Below are 19,687 nucleotides of genomic sequence, written 5' to 3'. Positions count from 1 at the left end.
TACGCAAGTTCAGAAATTAAAGGAGTTTAAGGAGTTAAGACAATAGTCTTTTTGGCGTAGTTTTTAAGCAACAAGACATACGTCTTAACTCCTTAACTTCTTAACTCCTTTAACTCCCCCAATTTCTCCTCTACTCCCTAAAACAAGTTATATATTTGAAAATAAATATTTTTATGAGAGAGAACAAAACACTGCACAACTACATGAAGTGGGCACTCATGCTTACTTTCATGTGGGTATGTCAATTTGCAAACGCCCAGGACTTCGTCAAGGGTAAGGTGATCGACCAGGCTGGTGAGCCTGTCACTGGTGCCTATGTAAGGTGGAAAGACACCAAGATAGGTGCCAGCACCGATGTGGATGGCAACTTCTCCATCCCTGCCCATCAGGGTAAGTTGGTCATTTCTTTCCTTGGCTACAAGACCAAGGAGGTAAGCGCTCAGTCTGGCAAACAGATAGAAGTGAAACTGGAAGAAGACGCCCAGCATCTCGACGAGTTTGTCGTAATAGGTTATGGTCTTCAGAAGAAATCGTCTATCACAGGTTCTATTGAGACCATCAAGGCTGACGACTTGCTCATGATGCCTACCGCCAACCTCGACAATGCGCTTACCGGACAGGTGGCTGGTCTGCAGGTTATGACTTCTACGGGTGACCCAAGTACTGCCAAGGAAGCTGCCCTTCATATCCGTGGTATCAACTCGGCACCTTTGCTCGTTATCGATGGTGTGCCAAGATTCGGTACGACCACTTCTGATGGTGAAACTCGTCTTTCCGACCTCAACCCCGATGACATCGAGAGTATCACCGTACTGAAAGATGCTGCCGCTGCTGCCGTATATGGTGCACGTGCCGCTAATGGTGTTATCCTCGTACAGACCAAGCGCGCTGAGGGCAACCAGAAGTTGCGCATCAACTACCGTGGCCAGTACAACCTCCAGGAAGCTACCAAACTGCCTGAGTTCCTCGATGCCTACGAGTTTGCCAAGCTTCGCAACCAGGCTATTGCCAATTCACCTTCCAGCACCCTGGCTCCTTATACAGAGGAGCAGTTGGAAGAGATCCGCACTCACTCCAACCCCAACGTCTATGGCGACAGCAACCTCCTGGACTATCTCGACAAGACGGGCTACTCTACCACTCATGCTGTATCTGCAAGTGGTGGCAACTCTTACGTAAAATACTATCTCTCTTTGGGCTATGCCAACTCCAAGGGTCTCTATAGTGGTGTAGGCCGCGACCGTATCAACTACTCCATGAAGTTGGATGCCACCCTCACCAAGGGTCTCGTCTTGTCTGTCGACTATACGGGCGCCAACTCTAACGCCAAGAACAGCAGCTACACAACCCTCGATGCAGCCTATAGCTATTCTCCCCTTCAGGTATATGAGTTTACCAATGGCGAGTTGGCAAGTATCGACGGCAACAACCCACTCATCAACCTTCGTGGCTTGGGCGGATACATCAAAGATCTGTCAAGAATGGGTACTGTGAATGTCAACCTGCGATGGGACATCCCTTGGGTAAAGGGTCTGAATGCCTATGTACGTGGAACCTTCGATGACAACCATCGTATAGAAAAGAGATACAGCACACCTGTAACTCTCTACACCTACGATGCCACTACAGAAGAATTTGCCATCGACCAGAATACGGTTTATCCTAAGGCTAAGACAACCTTAGAGCAGACCGACCGTTTCTATAAGAGTCAGCTCTACGAGGCGGGTATCAACTACAACAACACCTTTGCGGCAAAGCATACCGTAGGTGCCACACTGGTCATGAACTATCAGCGACTCAACAATCAGTATATGATAGGCAAGAACCTCGACAAGACTTCTGTGCCCGAGACCATGGGTGTGGCCAAGAGCTCAACTCTCTCTGGTAATGAGACTATCAACGAGCGTGCCTCTACCATCGGCCGTCTCAACTACAGCTACGCCAACAAGTACTTTGCTGAGTTCAGTTTCCGTGTCGACGGTTCTACCAACTTCTCACCCTCCAACCGATGGGGTTTCTTCCCATCATTCTCTGGTTCATGGGTTGTCTCTAATGAGGAATTCTTCAAAGCCTGGAAGCAGAGCGTTATCTCCAACCTCAAGCTGAGAGCCTCTACTGGATGGTTGGGTAATGACGGTTTGGTGGGTGCATACTCATATCTGAAGAACTACACCGAGTCTGCCAACTATGGTTACAGCTTCGGCAGCAAGGGTTCTGCCTCAAGTGTTTACCGTCCTGGATTCACCCTCATGAGTTATCCTAACACCGATCTGTCATGGGGAAAGACCCACGACTATAACTTCGGTTTGGACATGGGCTTCTGGAACGGACGCATCGGTGTGTCTTTCGATTACTTCGTACGTTACGAGACCGACAAGATCACATCGGCACCGGACTATCTCTTCCCTCCTTCGACAGGTACCGACGGAGCTTATCCTTCTGAGAACTTCAGCAAGTTGAAGGCATGGGGCTGGGACTTCACCATCAGCCACAAGAACACCATCGGCAAGTTCAAGTACAACATGTCAATCAACCTGTCAAAGAGCAACGACAAATACCTCGACTTCGGCGACGAGAGCAGTCAGCTGCCCAACCTTCGCCGTAAGGGAACCAGCAGCATGGTATGGCAGATGTATCAGGCAGCAGGTCTGTTCCAGAGTCAGGAAGAAATCGACAACTGGCCACTCGACCAGGACGGACAGGGTAATGCAACCATCGCTCCTGGTGACATCAAATACATCGACCAGAACGAGGATGGTGTTCTCGACTCTCATGACTATATTTACGTCAAGAACTCTTCACAACCCGACATGGACTTCAGCTTCCGTTTCGGAATGCAATACAAGGGTTTCTTCCTCAATGCCATCTTCCAGGGCGAGTCAGGATATAAGCAGAACATTACCGACTACTATACATTGGAGAACGGTACCCTGCCTAAGTATCAGAAGTATCACCTTACCGACAGTTGGTCGGAGAGCAATCCTTCTGGCAAATATCCACGCGTGAAGATTGCCACATCCAACGACAACAACCGCAAGAAGTCTACATTCTGGATTGAGGATTGTAATTTCGTGCGCCTCAAGTTGCTGAACCTCGGTTACAACTTCCCAGGCAGCATCGTCAAGAAGATGAGCCTCTCTTCGCTCAGCATCGCTTTGCAGGCAAGCAACCTCTTCACCATCAGCAGTCTGAAGAGCATGGACCCAGAGTCACTCCGTGGCTACCCTATCCAGCGCTCTTACGGTGTAACTCTCAACTTAGGTTTCTAACGAGACCACATTAATATATATAGAACACAGAAAGTATGAAAATACAATTCAATAGAATCATAACCATCATTACACTCGCAGCCACCACCGGTGTGCTGACGAGTTGCGACAGCCTGTTCAGGGATGCTCCTCTCGACAAGATTTCCGAGAAGTCGGTATGGAGTAATCCTCAGCTTCTCGACGAATACGAGAACTCTTGGTACAGATGCATGAGCAATGGCTTCAGCACTTATGTTCCCAGCATTTCGCTGGTAAAGAGCAAATCAAGATATTATATGCCTTGGTTTGGCGACCAGATTAGTGTGGGTAAGAGTTCTTACTATAATGCCGGCTATGGCGACTTACTGAAAGGCAACAGCCAGGAGATTACCAAATGGGCTGCCAATGTATGGAGCAACTACTTCACTCAGATTCAGTCTATCAACACCTTGCTGGAAAATTTAGGTAATATCAGCAATGGCGACCAGAAGAACCGCATCATCGGTGAGGCGCACTTCATGCGAGGCTATTACTATTATATGCTGTGGAGAATGTTTGGCGGTGTAACCCTCATCGACCACACTTATAATCCACTCATCAAAGAAGAGAAGTTCCCACGTGCAAGCTATCAGCAGATGGTAGACTTCATCGTGACTGAAGCCGACGAGGCTGCCAAGTATCTCCCCCAGGCTCATGCCACTACCGAGACAGGTCGCGCCACCAAGGGTGCTGCCCTCATGCTCAAGGCGAAAACTTACCTCTGGGCTGCCAGTAAGGTATTCCAGAACAAGGGTGAGGAACTTACCTACTTAGGTTTTTCCGACGACCAGTCACACATCATGCTGGAGAAGGCCAAGAAGGCTTACGAAGACCTCTTCGCTCTGAACCAGTATAGCCTCATCCCTATCTCTGCCACCACACAGGATGAGATCCGCGATGCCTATCGCAAAATCTTCCTGACCAAGAACTCACAGGAGTCTATCTTCGAGGTACAGCATTCTGATGATGGCGACTTTGCCAACAAGTTTGGTCATAAGCTCGACAGAGACGCAGCTTCTCCTTTCTTTACAGGTACGACAGCAGCCTACACTCCTACCCAGAACCATGTGGACGAGTATGGCATGCAGCCTGGCAAGACCTACGATGCACAGCATCCATACGACAACAGAGACTATCGTTTCTATGCCAACATCCTGTATGATGGATGTACCTACCGCAACCACGTGATGGACATTCATTATACAAACCGTACTGCCGGTGTCGACCTTACACCTTATGGTACTTCTACGTCGGCTGCCGTAACCTTGACTGGTTATTACATGGGCAAGTTTGTTGATCCAAGCCAGACTATCGACAACAACGATACTTATGCCAGCAAGCAGAACTACATCATCTGGCGATTTGCAGAGGCACTGCTCGACTATGCTGAGGTTTGCTACGACTTAGGAAACACAGACTTGGCAAAGGAGTATGTCAACAAGACCCGTCAGCGTGTTCACATGCCAGACATTGAGAATCCAACACTCGACGACATCAAGAACGAGCGTCGTGTGGAAATGGCTTTCGAGGAAACCACCTACTGGGATCTCTTCAGATGGGGTGTGGCAGAGCAGAAGATGAACGGCGAGACCAATCCTCTGAAGGGTATGCGTGTCGATGTAACTGTGGTAAACAACGAGGTGGTAAACACCAAGTACACCATCAGCAACGTAAACCGTTTCCCTAAACGTGTAAGAGTCTTCGACAAGAAACAATACTATCTGCCTATTCCTTGGAGCGAGATCAAGTATCACGGCATTGCCCAGAACCCAGACTGGACAGAACAATAAAGAACTCAACTTTCGAAAATGGGGAAGTTAAAGAATTTAAAGAAGTTAGAGAAGTTAAAGCCATATGCTTTACAGATAGATATTCAAACAAAAAGGCTGTTGGCTATAACTTCTAACGACCGAAGGGAGTGATAACTTCTTTAACTTCTATAACTTCCGTACATACGAAATTTCAGAAGTAGCAACAAAACACTCAATACAAACAACGGATAAAAGTTCTTTCGTCAGCAAGATGCTGACGAAAGAACATTCCTTAACAAAAAACATCATCTTTATGAGAAAAATTTACTTAGCATGGGCGCTGTTACTCAGCGCTATCGGAGTTCAAGCACAGGAGTACAATCTTTTCCCTGCTTCAGTAGTCGACGAAAATGGCTGGTTGTGGTTCAACAGCCAGGAGATCGTTGACCAGTATGTCGGTGTCTGCAATGAAGACGACTACAAAGTAGACCCTGAAGGCAAAATCATCCAGATGATTTATGCAGACCAAGTGCCTTCATATCCTTCGACTACAGTAGACCCAGACGCGATTGGATTCGGAAAAGGCGGTGAGTTGGGTGCAGATGGTTATAAGAAAGGAGCTATCATCTTACCTGCTGCAAGTGCATTAGGTTCTACCAATGGTGGCGGTATAGCACTTTGCCTGCCTTCTTGCTCTACACTCAGCATGAATGTTTCATGCAATGGCATGATTTCATGCCGCCTTTTGAGCACAGATAAAATTGAAACTGCATTTACTGATTATGGTGTACGCCAAGTTTATCTTGTACCATTTAAAAAATTTGCAGGAGCAGGCAATACGTCTGTAAATGGACTGGAAACAAAAACAAATGGTAACGACAACATTACCATCAAGTCAGATAAACCTGTTTATGTTTATTTCCAAAATAACACCAAGGGAGAAGTTTACATCCACGGCATCAAGGTGACCACTCCTAAACAGGAGACTACAGGTATAGCCAACATACAGACACAGGGTACTGCCGCACAGGAAGTGTTTACTATTGATGGCGTCAAGGTAGGCAACACCTTAAAGGGCCAGAAGCAGGGCTTGTACATTGTCAAGCAGGGTAACAACATCAAGAAGGTCATTAAATAAATGACCGCAAACTTTTATATTTATCAACATAAGACACTATAAGTATGAAGAAATTCTTTACACTTTTGTTGGCTGTCATCAGTACAATGACAGCCTTCGCACAGACAGAACCTGCCATTGAATTGCAGGCAGAGGTAGATGGTAACACCAGAACTCTTACTATCGGACTGGCAACGGAAGGAACAGTACAGATAGACTGGGGTAATGGAGAGAAAGTCACATCAGAAGTGATTCCTGCTTTCGATGGCTGGAACCAGGTGAACGTCTCTGGTACCGTATCAGGTGAAGGTAAAGTAAAAATCTATGGCGACAACATCGTTTGTTTCGAATGTTCATCAACAGTAAAAGGTGCCAAAGTATTGTCTTTGGATGTAACTAAGGCTACAGCCTTGAAAGATTTGACTGCCAATACCAACAAACTGACAGCCATTGATCTGACAAAGAACACAGAGTTGGAGAAGCTATACATCAACATCAATCAGTTGACAAGTATTGATATCAGCAAGTGTACCAAACTGACAACTTTGAACATTGAAGAAAATCTCCTGACAGCAATAGACATCACCAAAAATCAGGCATTACAGACTCTAAGAATCAGCCAGAACAAATTTGCTGGCGAATTGGATTTATCCACCAATCCAACCATCAAATTTGTATATGCCCTTGGAATGGAGCTAAACTCAGTTAAGATAGGTAATAACACAGCATCTGCACCTTATTTCAGTTTTAACAACAACAAACTGACAAGTATTGACGCTTCAGGTATTCAAGATGCAGGCAATGCTACACTTTGGCTGATGGGAAACCAGTTGACAGAAATCAAACTGCCAAGTGCCAAGATGAAGAATTTGAACATCTCTAAGAATAACTTCACATTGGCTACACTTCCTGCCCCAAGCGTTGCCAAGACTTTCAATTATGCACCACAGAATGACTATGTCATTGCAGAATCTTACAAGGTAGGAGATGTACTCGATCTCTCATCACAGACAAATGCCACTTTGAACACCCAATTTGCTGTTTACAAGTCAGACAAAACTGCTCTGACAGAAGGCACAGACTACACGGTTGCTGACGGTAAAATTACATTCCTTACGGCACAGGAAGCTGTATATGTAACCATGAGTTCTGCTTTATATAGCAAGTTTACTGGCACAAGCATCTACAAGACTACCGTCACAAAGGTAGAAGGTTCTACAGGCATCAACGTTGTAACAGCTCAGGGTGTGAAGGTAAGCACAGCAGGTAATGAGATTTCTATCTCTGGACTTTCACAGGGCGACGCTGTAACAGTAGCCAACTTGGGTGGTGCTGTGGTAGCTAACTTCCACGCCAACTCTGCCAATGCTCATGTTCAGGCTGCAAAGGGTCTGTACATCGTTAGCGTAAATGGCAAGGCCATCAAGGTAGCCCTCTAATAATTTTATTTCATAAAGTGCCACATCGCATGGGCGAAACGTCCCATGGGTATGGCACTTTTTTCAATCCAACAAGTACAACTATGAAGAAGTCATTAGCACTAACCATTCTTTGTCTCCTCTTTGCCTTCCAGGCAGGAGCATTCAACAAGAACACAGGAACCGTTGGCAACACGGTGTGCTTTGTGCGCTTTGCCGACGAGGATGCCAGTATTTTTGAACATACGATAGACACCTATCAGAACCTGTTCAACGGCAGCAACACTACCGACAACTCGGTATACAACTATTTCCGTCAGGCTTCCTACAACCAGTTGGAATGGAAGAGTTCCTTCTATCCTGTTACTACTGACACCAAGATTGTGTCTTACAAGACACGTTACGAAAGAGCATACTACCAGAAGTATGATGCCACATTGCGTCCCTCTGGCTACAACTCAGACACCGAGGGTGAAGCACGCATGCAGGCATTGGTAAGAGAAATAGCCAACTATATAGAGAAAGACGTGGCTGACGCTACCGACATCGACAAGAACGACGATGGCTACATAGATAACCTGTGCATCATCTTCAGCGGACAATCAGAACTGAGCAACAAGCGAGGCATCCTCTGGCCACAACGCAAGGACTTGGCTTTGCCTGATGAAAAGGCTATCTATATAAAAGGTAAGAAGTTGGTGGGCTACATCATGGTTTTCGACGAGGCTAATGGTTATGAAAACTTCGAAGGCATCGCCCTCAACACCGGAGTCCTTTGCCATGAGATGTCTCACTCATTGGGCACCTACGATCTGTATCATGCTTCAGGAAGCCTCAACCCTGTAGGAATATGGGACTTGATGTCAGACAATCAGCTCGTAGCTCAAAACATGACAGCCTACACCAAGTATCGCTACTGTAAATGGATTGACGAGATACCAGAGATTTCCAAAGCTGGTACCTACACCTTGAACCCCGTAGGTGGCAGCAGCAAAGAAAACATTGCCTACAAGATCAAACCAGTAGGAAGCGATGAATACTTCGTAGTGGAATATCGTAAGCAAGAAGATTTCGACAAGAGTCTTCCTGGTTCGGGTCTGCTTATTTACAGAATCAACCCTGCCTACACAGGAGGCAACGTCAACTATAATGGCACTACCCGACTCGACGAACAGTACATCTTCCGTCCTAACGGAACCATCACATCGGATGGTGATATCACAAAGGCTTTCTTCAGTGCCGAGAGTGGAAGAACTGCTTTTGGTGGCGAGGCTACAGCCAAGCCCTTCTATAGCAATGGCAAGGAGGCACCTTTTGCCATCAGCAACATTTCTACTTGCGGAAGCACTATCTCGTTCTATCTCCACGAATCTACCAACCACCTTTCTTTGAGCAAGAAAGAGATTACCTTGGCTGGAGGCGCACAGAGTTCGGCTACAGTAACCATCTCCTCTGACGAGGCTTGGACTATAGAGAACCTTCCTGCATGGATCACTGTGAGCCAGACTGAGGGTACAGGAAATGCAGAGGTCACCTTCACTACAAACAGCGAGAACAATGAGCCACGAAACAGAACGGCTACCATCATGGTGAAGACTGCCAGCACGGAGGCACCACTGACCATCACCCAGTTGTCAAACATCGTAACAGCTCCATCGCAACTGACAGGAAGTGTACAAGACGACGGCATCCATTTGTCTTGGACTGCGGCTTCTGCTGGTGAAACACTCCTCTACGATGATTTTGAGAATACAGAGAATCCCAATGGCTGGATTGTCAGCACTTCGGGCGATCGTGGTTGGAGATGGCAGAAAGGCGACCCCAACAAGGGCTTTTACCGACCATACGAGGGAAGCTATGCTGCTACAATGTATTCCGCATGGGAGGATATTCACCAAGATGAATATTTCACATCTAAGACCTTCACTTACGGCAAGACGCTGAGCTTCTATTCTCGTACTCCAGCAGCAGGGAAAAAACCCACAAACCCACAGTATTATAATGTGGAGGTAAGCAAGGACAACGGAAAGTCATGGACACCCATTTTCAATGCTTGTACTGATTTAGCCGCATCGGTGGCAGGCAAGTACACCAAGGTTACCCTCGACCTCTCGGAATATCAGTCTGCAGAAATGCAGATCCGATTCCACTGCTATGATACAGACAACATGGGGTTGAGCTACTACTGGCAGATTGACAACCTCGAAATCTTGGGCAGCGGTTCCAACAATATCACTGGCTACAACGTGTATCGAAACGGCATCAAGATTGCCACCAGCACAACAACCGAATATGTTGACCCTGCTCCATTGGATGGCACCAACACCTATGCGGTAAGCGCCACAGGAAGCTTTGGGGAAAGCAGTCCATCCAATAGTGTTGAGTTGCAGTTTACATCGACAGGCATCTCTACTCCTACTACACAAGGTCTTCAGGTAATGGGAGTTTACGACTGTCTGGGCCGTCGCATCAACAGCAAGGAGATGCAACGCGGACAAATCTACATCGTCAAGTATGCCGATGGAAAGACTAAAAAGGTAAGTAAATAAACAAGACTCCCCCCTATCATGGGGACAACAACATCTACGACATTCACAGACGCAGCAACTTGCTCGTCTGTGAATGTTTTTTATGCTCCTGTTGATTCTCCATAAGGAAGATTAATAAATATAACGTGCGCAGCTAATAACAAACTGCGCTTTAGCAACTGCGAAAGCGGAGTTAAGTTTTTCAACAAAGCCAAGCGGCTTCGATGGCAGATGAAAGCGGCTTCGATGAGCAACGAAAGCAATTGCGTTGGGCATCGAAGCCGCTTGCATTTTTTTAGAATATTCTTCTGCTGAAATATAATAAAGTGGCATAAGCATCGTTATATTAACAAAAGCAAGAACTTAACATATAATAAAACGCCTATGAAGCAATATTCTACTTCTGATGAAATGAGACCGTCGAGAAAGACTATCAACATGATCAAACAGATAGCCTACACTTATCGCGCTATCAAAATGAATGGACGTTACGAGGCGTTCTGCCTCAACTAAAATAAGAACAAAGAATGAAACCAATCATATCTCCATCTCTGTTGTCAGCCAATTTTATCGACCTGAGAAGCGACATAGAGATGATCAACAAGAGCGAAGCCGACTGGCTTCATCTCGACGTAATGGACGGAGTTTTCGTGCCCAATATCTCTTTTGGATTTCCTGTCATCGAGGCGGTGTCAAAGGTATGCACCAAGCCTCTTGACGTGCATTTCATGATTGTCCACCCAGAGCAGTACATAGAGCAGACTGCCAAGGCGGGCGCAATGATGATGAATGTGCACTACGAGGCATGCACCCACCTTCACCGTACCATACAGCAGATTCATGCCGCTGGAATGAAAGCCGGTGTAACGCTGAACCCATCCACTCCAGTCTGCGTGCTTGAAGACATTATCTGCGATGTGGACATGGTGCTGCTGATGAGTGTGAATCCGGGCTTCGGCGGACAGCAGTTCATTGAGAACACCATAGGCAAGCTGGCACGACTGCGCCAACTCATCAAGTCATCCGGCTCGAAAGCACTGATAGAGATCGATGGTGGCGTGCAGGCAGAAACGGCTCCCCGCCTGATAGAGGCTGGTGCCGATATCTTAGTGAGTGGCAGTTATGTGTTCAAGAGCAAAGACCCTCTTGCCACCCTCCACGGTCTTAAAACATTGTAATATTCGAGAATACATCGTGCTCCTTAGCCATACGACGTAGGTTAAGGAGTGCGTAACGCATTCTGCCAAGACTGGTGTTGATGCTTACATTCGTAAGTTCGGCGATTTCCTTGAAGGACAACTGCTGGTAATAACGCATATACACCACCTCCCTCTGGGTAGGTGGCAGCAGGTTGACCATCTTCTTAACATCCGACATCACCTGTCCCCGCACGATAGTGTTCTCTGCATTATCGAAGACCACGTACTCGTCTCTTATCTTCGACATATCGTTGTCATCGGGAGTCTCCACGATGTTCTGCAATCTGTTGTCGCGATACATGTCCATCATCACATTGTGGGCAATGCGCATGCACCAAGCTAAGAACTTGCCATTGGGCACATACTGGCGTTGCTGCAGTTTGGTAACCACCTTGACGAATGTCTCCTGAAAGACATCATTCGCCTTTTCCTGGTCGTGAACCACAAACATGATGTAGCCGAACAGTTTCACCTCGTTGCGAGACAATAACAAATCGAATGCCCGATTGTCGCCCTCGACATAAGCCAAGGCTAGTTGCTCATCGGTCATTTCTTCGAGTTTTCTCATTTTTCTAACCTCTTTAGTTTCTTCAAGTAGAAATCTTAATCTATAGGCTATTTGTTTTTATTGTGTTAGGAATGTTAAAAATCACTGCAAAGATAGTACTTTTATCAAAAACCACCAAACAAGAAGACTTTTTTATTATCTTTCACACTATTTTTTAACAATTAGTGGCTGAGGAGATAAGTGATAACTTCTTTAACTTCTATAACTTCTGAACTTGCTAAAGTTCTATTATACATATACCAAAAAGAGGTTGGTGCAGGATGCACCAACCTCGTGATAATGATTTCAATAAAGAAAATTGAAATCTTATAAAAGATGCTGCAAATATAAACTTTATTATTGAGAACTCCAAGCTTTTTTGAAGGAAAATGAGTTTTTTAACATTGTGTACGCAACCATTACCAAATAAATTCATTATCTTTGTGGCGAAAATAACAACTACAGTATTAATCATTATCTATTTTAAAGCAAATTATGAGATACTTAAAGACACTATTGCTCGCTCTCCTATTGCCAGCTTGCGCCTTTGCAGCAGGATGGGACGACAATGAGTACAAGCGTATCGAGCAGAGCATCCAATTGCCAAAAATTGCCGAACGCCAGTTCCTTATCACATCTTTTGGTGCCAAGACTACAGCTACGGCTGCACAAAACCAAAAGGCCATCAACAGAGTCATCTCTCTTGTCTCCAAGAAGGGAGGCGGAAAGGTGATCATCCCTAAGGGTACCTGGAACACAGGAGCCATTGAGTTGAAGAGCCATGTCAACCTCGTTCTTGAGGAAGGCGCCACCCTTCACTTTGCCTTCGAGCCTAAGCTCTATCCCCTGGTACGTACCTCTTGGGAAGGTCTGGCTTGCTGGAACTACTCTCCCTGCATCTATGCCTACAAGGCTACCGACATTGCCATTACCGGTAAGGGAACCATCGATGGAGGTGGCAACAACGACACCTTCTGGCAGTGGAATGGCAGCCCTCGTTTCGGTTACAAGGAGGGTGTGACCAAAGAGAGCCAGAAGTTGGGCTCACGCAGCAAACTGCTGAAGATGGCAGAGGACGGTGTGCCTTTCGACGAGCGTAAGTTCGGTATGGGCTATGGCTTGCGTCCTCAGTTGGTCAACATGGTACACTGCGAGCGCATCCTTATCAAGGATGTCAAGATGATCAACTCGCCTTTCTGGGTCATCCATCCACTGCTCTCCAAGAACATCACGGTAGACGGTGTGTATGTATGGAACGAAGGACCTAACGGTGACGGTTGCGACCCAGAGGCTTGCGAGAACGTTCTCATCCAGAACTGCGTGTTCCATACCGGCGACGACTGCATCGCTATCAAGAGCGGTCGCAACAACGACGGTCGTCTCTGGAACCAGCCTTCCAAGAACATCATCATCCGCAACTGCAAGATGGAAGATGGTCATGGCGGTGTGGTGATAGGAAGTGAGATCTCGGGTGGCTGCGAGAACGTATATGCCGAAAACTGCGTGATGGACTCTCCACACTTGGAGCGCATCCTGCGTATCAAGACCAACAACTGCCGTGGCGGTCAGGTGCAGAACATCAATATGCGCAACGTCGTCGTGGGTCAGTGCAAGGAGGCTGTGGTGAAGATCAACCTCGACTACGAGAGAAAAGAAATATGCTATCGTGGTTTCGAACCTATCGTGAACAATGTGAATGTAGAGAACGTCACCTGTCAGAAGAGCGACTACGGCGTGCTGATTATCGGCCGCGACTCTTTGGAGAATGTCTACGACATCAATATCAAGAACTGTAAGTTCGACGGTGTGGTGAAAGAGCCTGTCAAGATCACCGGCAAGACCTGCAACGTGAAGTTCGACAACCTCGTCATCAACGGTTCCCTCGTTCTCAACAAGGAAGACCAGCCCTACAAGAACTATAGCGAATGGCTCACCTACAGCGAGATGAAGCGTGTGCCCCACTCTTACCTGCTCGACTTCAGCAGCAAGCCCAAGTGGAGCTATGTGATGGGTATCGAGATGGAGGGAATGCTCGACACCTACGAGCACTACAAGGAAGGCAACAATGCCATCCTCGACTACCTGAAGGAATATCCTGCCAAGATGATCGATGAGAAAGGCAACATCACTGGCTACAAATACGAAGACTTCAACCTCGACAATGTGCGTACTGCCAAGTTCATCCTGCGCATGCACAACCTCTTCCCTACCAAGGGAACAGAGAAAGCACTGAAGACACTCTTCAAGCAGTTGCAGAACCAGCCTCGCACCAAGGAGGGAGTTTACTGGCACAAGGCTATCTACGCCAACCAGGTATGGCTCGACGGTATCTTCATGGGACTGCCTTTCTACTGCAACTATGCCGTACAGACCATGAAGCCCAAGAAGGCTGAGAAGTATCTCAACGATGCGGTAGACCAGATGGTGAAGACCGACTATCGCACCTACGATGAGAAGACGCAGCTCTGGAAACACGCATGGGACGAGACCCATCAGCAGTTCTGGGCGAACAAGGAAGACGGCAAGAGCCAGCACTGCTGGGCAAGAGCCTTGGGATGGTATGTGATGGCTATGACCGAGTGCCTCGACGCCATGCCCGAGAACTACGCACGCCGCCAGGAGGTGATCGACCTGCTGAACAAGGCGATGAAGAGTGTGGTGAAGTACCAGGACAAGAAGACTGGCGTATGGTACGACGTGCTCGACGTGAAGAGCGACAAGAACTATCTGGAGAGCACAGCCTCTTCGATGTTTGCCTATGTGCTGCTCAAGGGCTACCGCAAGGGCTACCTCTCAGAGGAATATCTCAAGGCAGGCGTGAAGGCATACAATGGTATCTTGAAACAGTTTATCAAGGTAAACGCCGACAAGACCATCAGTCTGACACGCTGCTGTGCTGTAAGCGGCTTGGGCCCTGGCCCTGGTCCATACGTCAAGAAGCCCAACTACAAGCGCGACGGCAGCTTCGAATACTATATGAGCGAGCCTATCCGCGACAACGATGCCAAGGGCGTAGGTCCTTTCATCTGGGCAAGTCTCGAAATGGAACAGCAGGGACTTATCAAGTAACTCTATAAAAACAATCAGGCTAACAAATGAAGAAATCATTATCTATCATTGCAGCCTCACTCATCAGCATATCTACCATGGCACAGGCTCCGGCTTTCCCAGGAGCCGAAGGCCATGGTAGATTTGTTACTGGAGGTAGAGGCGGAAGAATCGTACACGTAACGAATCTCAACGACAGCGGAACAGGCTCTTTCAGAGAGGCTGTCAAGTCGGGCAAAAGAATCATCGTCTTCGATGTGGCGGGTGTCATAGCCCTGAAGTCGGACTTGAAGATAGCAGACAACATCACCATCCTCGGACAGACTGCTCCCTCGCCAGGCATCACCCTGCGCTATTATACCGTTCAACCGGGTAGCAACAACATCATCCGTTTCATTCGCATCCGACGTGGACAGGAGAAGAACATCAACGACGGTGCTGATGCCTCATGGCAGCGCAACAAGACGGGTATCATCTTCGACCACTGCTCCTTCAGCTGGAGTATCGACGAGGTGGCTTCGTTCTATGACAACAACAACTTCACCATGCAGTGGTGTACCGTGGCAGAGAGCCTCACCAACCCTGGTCACTCCAAGGGTGCTCATGGCTATGGCGGCATCTGGGGCGGTAAGTTGGCAAGTTTTCATCACAACTTCGTGGCTCATCTCATGAACCGTGGTCCCCGATTCAATGGTGCACGATATGGTTGGACGGGCTATACTAACAACAAAGAATACAGCACCTATAAGTGGCAGAACACCGTACAGGCAGAGAGCGTAGACTTCCGCAACTGCGTGATGTATAATGCTCAAGGCACCTGCTATGGCGGTCCTGGTGGCGGACAAATCAATATTGTCAACAACTACTATAAGGCTGGACCCAGCATGGGACTCAAAAGTACGACCAAGAATGGACTCAAAGTAGATGTGAGCACAGGTAAAGAGCGAGGAAGCCAAGACCGTATCACACTGGTTACACTTTCTACCAAAGACAACTCCGACAAAAATCATCCAGAATTATACGACATGACCAGCCGTTACTATATCAATGGTAATACGACCGAGACCACCAAAGGCTCGAAAACTGCTAATAAAGACTGGAAAGGTGTCAGCTACGACAAGGGTATTCCAAGCCTAAACGGAGAATATTACAGTCCCGACGCCAAGAACTTCTATGGCGATGCTGTGGCTCATACCACAATCAGCGGCAAGTCGTGTGTAAAGATCAAGATGGATGAACCTGCTCCAACAGGACAAGTAACCACCCACTCTGCTGCCGAAGCATACGAAAAAGTTTTAGCCTATGTAGGAGCATCCCTCTACCGCGACGAAATAGATGCGCGATACATGGAAGAGGCCAAGACAGGTACTGCCAAATACAAGGGAAGCATCACCAATTCGCCTGGTATTATAGATAAGGTGTCAGACGTGAATGGATATACAGAAGCCAACTTCGGCACAGGCTCTCGTCCTGCAAGCTTCGACAGCGACAAGGATGGTATTCCTGATGAATGGGAAAAGGCGAATGGCCTGAATCCAAACGACGCTTCTGATGCCCTCACCTACTCGCTCGACAAGAAGGATTATTATACCAACATCGAAGTCTATGCCAACTCGTTGGTTGAAAACATCATGAAGGCAGAAAACCAGGATGCCCTTTCAGGAGTAGATGAGTATTATCCAACTTCTACCTCTACAGGCATCAGCCAGACGGTTGTCGACAAAGGCGAAGTGGCTTCCATCACGTATTATGCCCTCAACGGCTCTCGTCTCAATACCCCTGCCAAGGGTGTATGTATCAGAAAGATAACCTACAGCAATGGCAAAACCGCAACAGACAAAGTAATTAAATAAAGAAAAGCCTATCGTTCATGGTCGAAAAAGGGATGTTTTATGTCCTTTTTTCGACCTTTTTGCATTTTAATCGAAATTTAATGCCTTTTTTAGAACAACCTATCTAATTTTTTACTAACTTTGCAAAAGAAGATAAGAGCACTCGGCAATCTGAAAGTTGTCTTTCATTGCGCTCGTTTGCACTTTCTTCACCTAAGAGTTAAATAAAACATTAATTAATCTTTTAAATCTTACGTTTATGAATAAAATTTTACGCATTTCAATGATCGCTGTATTGGCATTAATTGCTAATGTCAGCTTTGGACAAACAGTTACATTAGACTTTTCCACTAACAACTGGAAGCTTCCAGAAGGTTCCACAAACAAAATTAAAACAGCTGCTACTTATACAGATGGAACTTATACCATTAGCATGAGTGCAAGTTCCGATGGTCATTATTGGAATCCAGATGGTTACTTACTTTTTGGTAAAGCTAATGCTTTCATCACTCTTCCTGCATTTGACTTTGATGTCGCAAAAATTGTAGTTGAAGGTAGAAGCGGTGCTTCATCTTCAACAGTTCAGAACATATTCGTAGGTGATCAAGCTGTAAGTACAGCTACGACAGGTGCTAATAAAACTAACAGTTATGCTATCGACACAAAATACCAAGCAAAAGGAAATATATACAGTATAAAAGTAACAAGTAAACACAACACCCAAATTGTATCTATAAAAATCTACAAGGTTGGCTCCGAGATTCCTGAAGAACCAGAAATCACATATACTGATGTTCCAAGCGTGAAGGACTTGTTAGCTAACTATACGAAAGCAACTTCTAACTTGAACCTCAAGCTCACCAATGCAAAGGTTTTGTATGTTAACAATTACAATGGTACAGTTAACACTTACGTTCGCGAGGGCGATGCCGCTATTGAGTTGAGAACATTGGGCTTCAATATGCCTGTCAACAGCACTATCACAGGTACTGTAAAAGTAGACTTAGCATTAAGTTATGGTGTACCTTACTTAGCAAAGAATGCTGGCACTACAGATGAAGATCTCACCATTCAGGAGAGCACAGAGGCCGCCAAGCCTATAGTTGCAACTGTTGCCGATATTGTTGCGAACAAGTACATGAATGACCTCGTACTCATCAAGAACTTTAAGTTCAGCAAAGAAGAATATCAAACAGGTAAGTATAATTACTACGCAAACGATGGTGACAGCAAGATTATGATTTACGACAAATTTAGCACACCAGAAGACAATAAAGCAAAGATTGGTGGCGTTGCCAACTTGACTGAAGGCGAGACTTATTCTGTAAAGGGTATTTTTGGTGCTATTTTTAAGAACGTTCAGGAGGTTATGCCAATTGAAGCTATCTCTACTACCACTGGCATCAACAACATCACAACCGATGCAACACTGGAGAATGCTCCTGCATTCAACCTCGCAGGTCAGAAGGTAGGTAAGGCATACAAGGGTGTAGTCATTAAGGCTGGCAAGAAATTCGTACAGAAGTAATTTTTCTCTTTTCGGAGAGAATAAATTGGGTAGGAGGTAAATGTTATTCATAAAAGACATTTACCTCCTACTTTCATGTTTACCAATTTCCAACACCACTTCACATGAAGTACAACTGACATGGAAGCCGACTGACTTATACATATTGTAGAACTGGTCTATCTATCAACATACCAGCATCAATATCTCCTTTTACTTTTGCAATGCCTTTTCGCATCTTCTCCAAGCTCTTACCATGCGGTACTTTGATACCTGATGCGTATTGGCGAAGGTGCGAGGCAAAAGGTCATAGGAGCTTCTGCACCCTCAGAGCATGTGGCGCTTACTTGCGATAGTTGAATAAAAAAAGGTCTTCTGCCGAAACAGAAGACCTTATATTTTTTTTGCGACTTGCAGGAACGAAGTACTGCAAGAGAAAACGAAATTACTTGTTGATGAACTTTTTGCCGTTCTTGATAACAAGACCCTTGGCATTGCTTGCCACTTTCTGACCGAGAAGGTTGAATGTAGCGCCCTCATTAGCTGCCTCAGAAGCATTGATGTTTGAAATGCCAGAAGTGCCTGCAGCTACGAGTTCGAAACCATAGAAATTGATACTACCTATAGGATATGTAATAACAACATCACCCTTCACTACAGGGACAGAGATTGCAGGATAAACTTTCTTTGATTCCTCTATACCTTCACCATTTATCATATTAACTGTAACAGCATCAGCCTCTTTGACAACCTGATTATACAACTCTACATCATTCTGAGTCAGGATCACATTACGATCTGTGGCACCAGAACTACCTGTACGAGCGTACACCTTAAGAGTACCATCAGCAGGCAAAGCAAGAGTCAACATATTTTTTGACGATGACTTACCACCACTCTTCATTCTTTTAGCAAATCTTACATAAGAATCTTTAGTTCCAAAATAGGCAGTATTACCATCTACTGAAATTTTAGCATTCGTATCCACTATAGACAATACCAATCCATTGGAAGTAATAGTAGCAGGAATTGCTCCTGCAGCATAATCAGTATCAAAAGTGAGAACTTGTGCATTCACACTTGCTGCCATAGCGACAGCGGCAATAAGAGTAAAGAATTTCTTCATAATCGTTTGTTTTTAGTTTGTTTTGTTTGTTTTATGTTTTAGAAATTAGTCTTTGATATGACTACGATGCAAAAGTACAACTTAATCGTAAAAAATGCAAGACAAAAATGCAAGAATTCATCGTAAACGTTTACGTGAGTTTAATTAGATTAAGGAGGAACAACTATCAAGATTTTGCATTACCTTTGTACCCAAGTCTAAGCTGCACTCGGCATAACATTCAAGCAAGTTTGATGTTCTGCGCTCGTTTGCAAAGACTTTGTACCCAAAAGCAGTACCCTTAACTCCTAATCTTATTTACTGGAAACAATATAAAGTATATATAAC

Annotated in this window: 13 protein-coding genes; 10 read left to right on the top strand and 3 right to left on the bottom strand. The window is 45.8% G+C overall.

The window, feature by feature from the left end; genetic code table 11:
* Nucleotides 1-218 precede the first annotated feature (218 nt).
* The 5 genes from P3T48_RS07110 to P3T48_RS07090 all read left to right on the top strand — a co-directional run bounded on the left by P3T48_RS07110 (nucleotide 219) and on the right by P3T48_RS07090 (nucleotide 10,122).
* A complete protein-coding gene (locus P3T48_RS07110; protein WP_276506197.1) occupies nucleotides 219-3,269 on the top strand; it encodes a SusC/RagA family TonB-linked outer membrane protein in 3,051 nt (1,016 codons plus the stop codon).
* A 35-nt stretch (nucleotides 3,270-3,304) separates the two neighbouring features.
* Nucleotides 3,305-5,077 (top strand): RagB/SusD family nutrient uptake outer membrane protein, encoded by a 1,773-nt coding sequence (locus P3T48_RS07105; RefSeq protein ID WP_276506182.1) that lies wholly within the window; start codon nucleotides 3,305-3,307, stop codon nucleotides 5,075-5,077.
* A 274-nt stretch (nucleotides 5,078-5,351) separates the two neighbouring features.
* Nucleotides 5,352-6,176 (top strand): T9SS C-terminal target domain-containing protein, encoded by an 825-nt coding sequence (locus P3T48_RS07100; RefSeq protein ID WP_276506181.1) that lies wholly within the window; start codon nucleotides 5,352-5,354, stop codon nucleotides 6,174-6,176.
* Between the two features lie 44 nt (nucleotides 6,177-6,220).
* Complete coding sequence (locus P3T48_RS07095) at nucleotides 6,221-7,594, top strand: DUF6383 domain-containing protein (protein ID WP_276506180.1); 1,374 nt, start codon at nucleotides 6,221-6,223, stop codon at nucleotides 7,592-7,594.
* An 83-nt stretch (nucleotides 7,595-7,677) separates the two neighbouring features.
* The gene (locus P3T48_RS07090; protein ID WP_276506179.1) at nucleotides 7,678-10,122 is read left to right on the top strand and encodes a M6 family metalloprotease domain-containing protein; all 2,445 of its coding nucleotides are present in this window, start codon (nucleotides 7,678-7,680) and stop codon (nucleotides 10,120-10,122) included.
* A 111-nt stretch (nucleotides 10,123-10,233) separates the two neighbouring features.
* Here the strand turns inward: P3T48_RS07090 and P3T48_RS07085 are convergent, their stop codons facing one another.
* Nucleotides 10,234-10,434, bottom strand: coding sequence for a hypothetical protein (locus P3T48_RS07085; RefSeq protein ID WP_276506178.1), 201 nt, complete (start codon nucleotides 10,432-10,434; stop codon nucleotides 10,234-10,236).
* Between the two features lie 51 nt (nucleotides 10,435-10,485).
* Between P3T48_RS07085 and P3T48_RS07080 the strand changes: the two genes are divergently transcribed.
* Nucleotides 10,486-10,614, top strand: a complete 129-nt coding sequence (locus tag P3T48_RS07080; protein WP_022252005.1) for a hypothetical protein — start codon at nucleotides 10,486-10,488, stop codon at nucleotides 10,612-10,614.
* 14 nt (nucleotides 10,615-10,628) lie between these two features.
* Entirely contained in the window at nucleotides 10,629-11,279 is a 651-nt protein-coding gene (rpe, locus tag P3T48_RS07075; protein WP_276506177.1) for a ribulose-phosphate 3-epimerase, read from the top strand.
* Here the strand turns inward: rpe and P3T48_RS07070 are convergent.
* Nucleotides 11,266-11,868, bottom strand: coding sequence for an RNA polymerase sigma factor (locus tag P3T48_RS07070; protein ID WP_158462523.1), 603 nt, complete (start codon nucleotides 11,866-11,868; stop codon nucleotides 11,266-11,268). The two genes, rpe and P3T48_RS07070, sit on opposite strands and share 14 nt — an antisense overlap.
* 474 nt (nucleotides 11,869-12,342) lie before the next feature.
* Here P3T48_RS07070 and P3T48_RS07065 point away from each other — a divergent pair, with 474 nt between their 5' ends.
* The 3 genes from P3T48_RS07065 (at nucleotide 12,343) to P3T48_RS07055 (ending at nucleotide 18,255) form a co-directional block, all read left to right on the top strand.
* Nucleotides 12,343-14,916, top strand: coding sequence for a glycoside hydrolase family 88 protein (locus P3T48_RS07065; protein WP_276506176.1), 2,574 nt, complete (start codon nucleotides 12,343-12,345; stop codon nucleotides 14,914-14,916).
* Between the two features lie 26 nt (nucleotides 14,917-14,942).
* On the top strand, nucleotides 14,943-16,748 hold the full coding sequence (locus tag P3T48_RS07060; RefSeq protein WP_276506175.1) for a thrombospondin type 3 repeat-containing protein: 1,806 nt from the start codon (nucleotides 14,943-14,945) through the stop codon (nucleotides 16,746-16,748).
* Nucleotides 16,749-16,986: 238 nt separating this feature from the next.
* On the top strand, nucleotides 16,987-18,255 hold the full coding sequence (locus P3T48_RS07055; protein WP_276506174.1) for a hypothetical protein: 1,269 nt from the start codon (nucleotides 16,987-16,989) through the stop codon (nucleotides 18,253-18,255).
* A 424-nt stretch (nucleotides 18,256-18,679) separates the two neighbouring features.
* Here the strand turns inward: P3T48_RS07055 and P3T48_RS07050 are convergent, their stop codons facing one another.
* Complete coding sequence (locus P3T48_RS07050) at nucleotides 18,680-19,360, bottom strand: hypothetical protein (RefSeq protein WP_276506173.1); 681 nt, start codon at nucleotides 19,358-19,360, stop codon at nucleotides 18,680-18,682.
* Between the last annotated feature and the right edge of the window lie 327 nt (nucleotides 19,361-19,687).

It is taken from the genome of Segatella intestinalis (assembly GCF_029348455.1).
Taxonomy (GTDB): domain Bacteria; phylum Bacteroidota; class Bacteroidia; order Bacteroidales; family Bacteroidaceae; genus Prevotella.
The sequence above is the reverse complement of the archived record's forward strand: the minus strand, read 5'-3'. Positions and strand labels throughout refer to the sequence as shown.

Excerpts from the sequence above, each read along its gene's own strand:
- P3T48_RS07080 (WP_022252005.1), top strand. The coding sequence starts at position 10,486 with ATGAAGCAATATTCTACTTCTGATGAAATGAGACCGTCGAGAAAGACT.
- P3T48_RS07090 (WP_276506179.1), top strand. The coding sequence starts at position 7,678 with ATGAAGAAGTCATTAGCACTAACCATTCTTTGTCTCCTCTTTGCCTTC.
- P3T48_RS07105 (WP_276506182.1), top strand. The coding sequence starts at position 3,305 with ATGAAAATACAATTCAATAGAATCATAACCATCATTACACTCGCAGCC.
- P3T48_RS07060 (WP_276506175.1), top strand. The coding sequence starts at position 14,943 with ATGAAGAAATCATTATCTATCATTGCAGCCTCACTCATCAGCATATCT.
- P3T48_RS07095 (WP_276506180.1), top strand. The coding sequence starts at position 6,221 with ATGAAGAAATTCTTTACACTTTTGTTGGCTGTCATCAGTACAATGACA.
- rpe (WP_276506177.1), top strand. The coding sequence starts at position 10,629 with ATGAAACCAATCATATCTCCATCTCTGTTGTCAGCCAATTTTATCGAC.
- P3T48_RS07100 (WP_276506181.1), top strand. The coding sequence starts at position 5,352 with ATGAGAAAAATTTACTTAGCATGGGCGCTGTTACTCAGCGCTATCGGA.
- P3T48_RS07085 (WP_276506178.1), bottom strand. The coding sequence starts at position 10,434 with ATGCCACTTTATTATATTTCAGCAGAAGAATATTCTAAAAAAATGCAA.
- P3T48_RS07065 (WP_276506176.1), top strand. The coding sequence starts at position 12,343 with ATGAGATACTTAAAGACACTATTGCTCGCTCTCCTATTGCCAGCTTGC.
- P3T48_RS07070 (WP_158462523.1), bottom strand. The coding sequence starts at position 11,868 with ATGAGAAAACTCGAAGAAATGACCGATGAGCAACTAGCCTTGGCTTAT.
- P3T48_RS07110 (WP_276506197.1), top strand. The coding sequence starts at position 219 with ATGCTTACTTTCATGTGGGTATGTCAATTTGCAAACGCCCAGGACTTC.
- P3T48_RS07055 (WP_276506174.1), top strand. The coding sequence starts at position 16,987 with ATGAATAAAATTTTACGCATTTCAATGATCGCTGTATTGGCATTAATT.
- P3T48_RS07050 (WP_276506173.1), bottom strand. The coding sequence starts at position 19,360 with ATGAAGAAATTCTTTACTCTTATTGCCGCTGTCGCTATGGCAGCAAGT.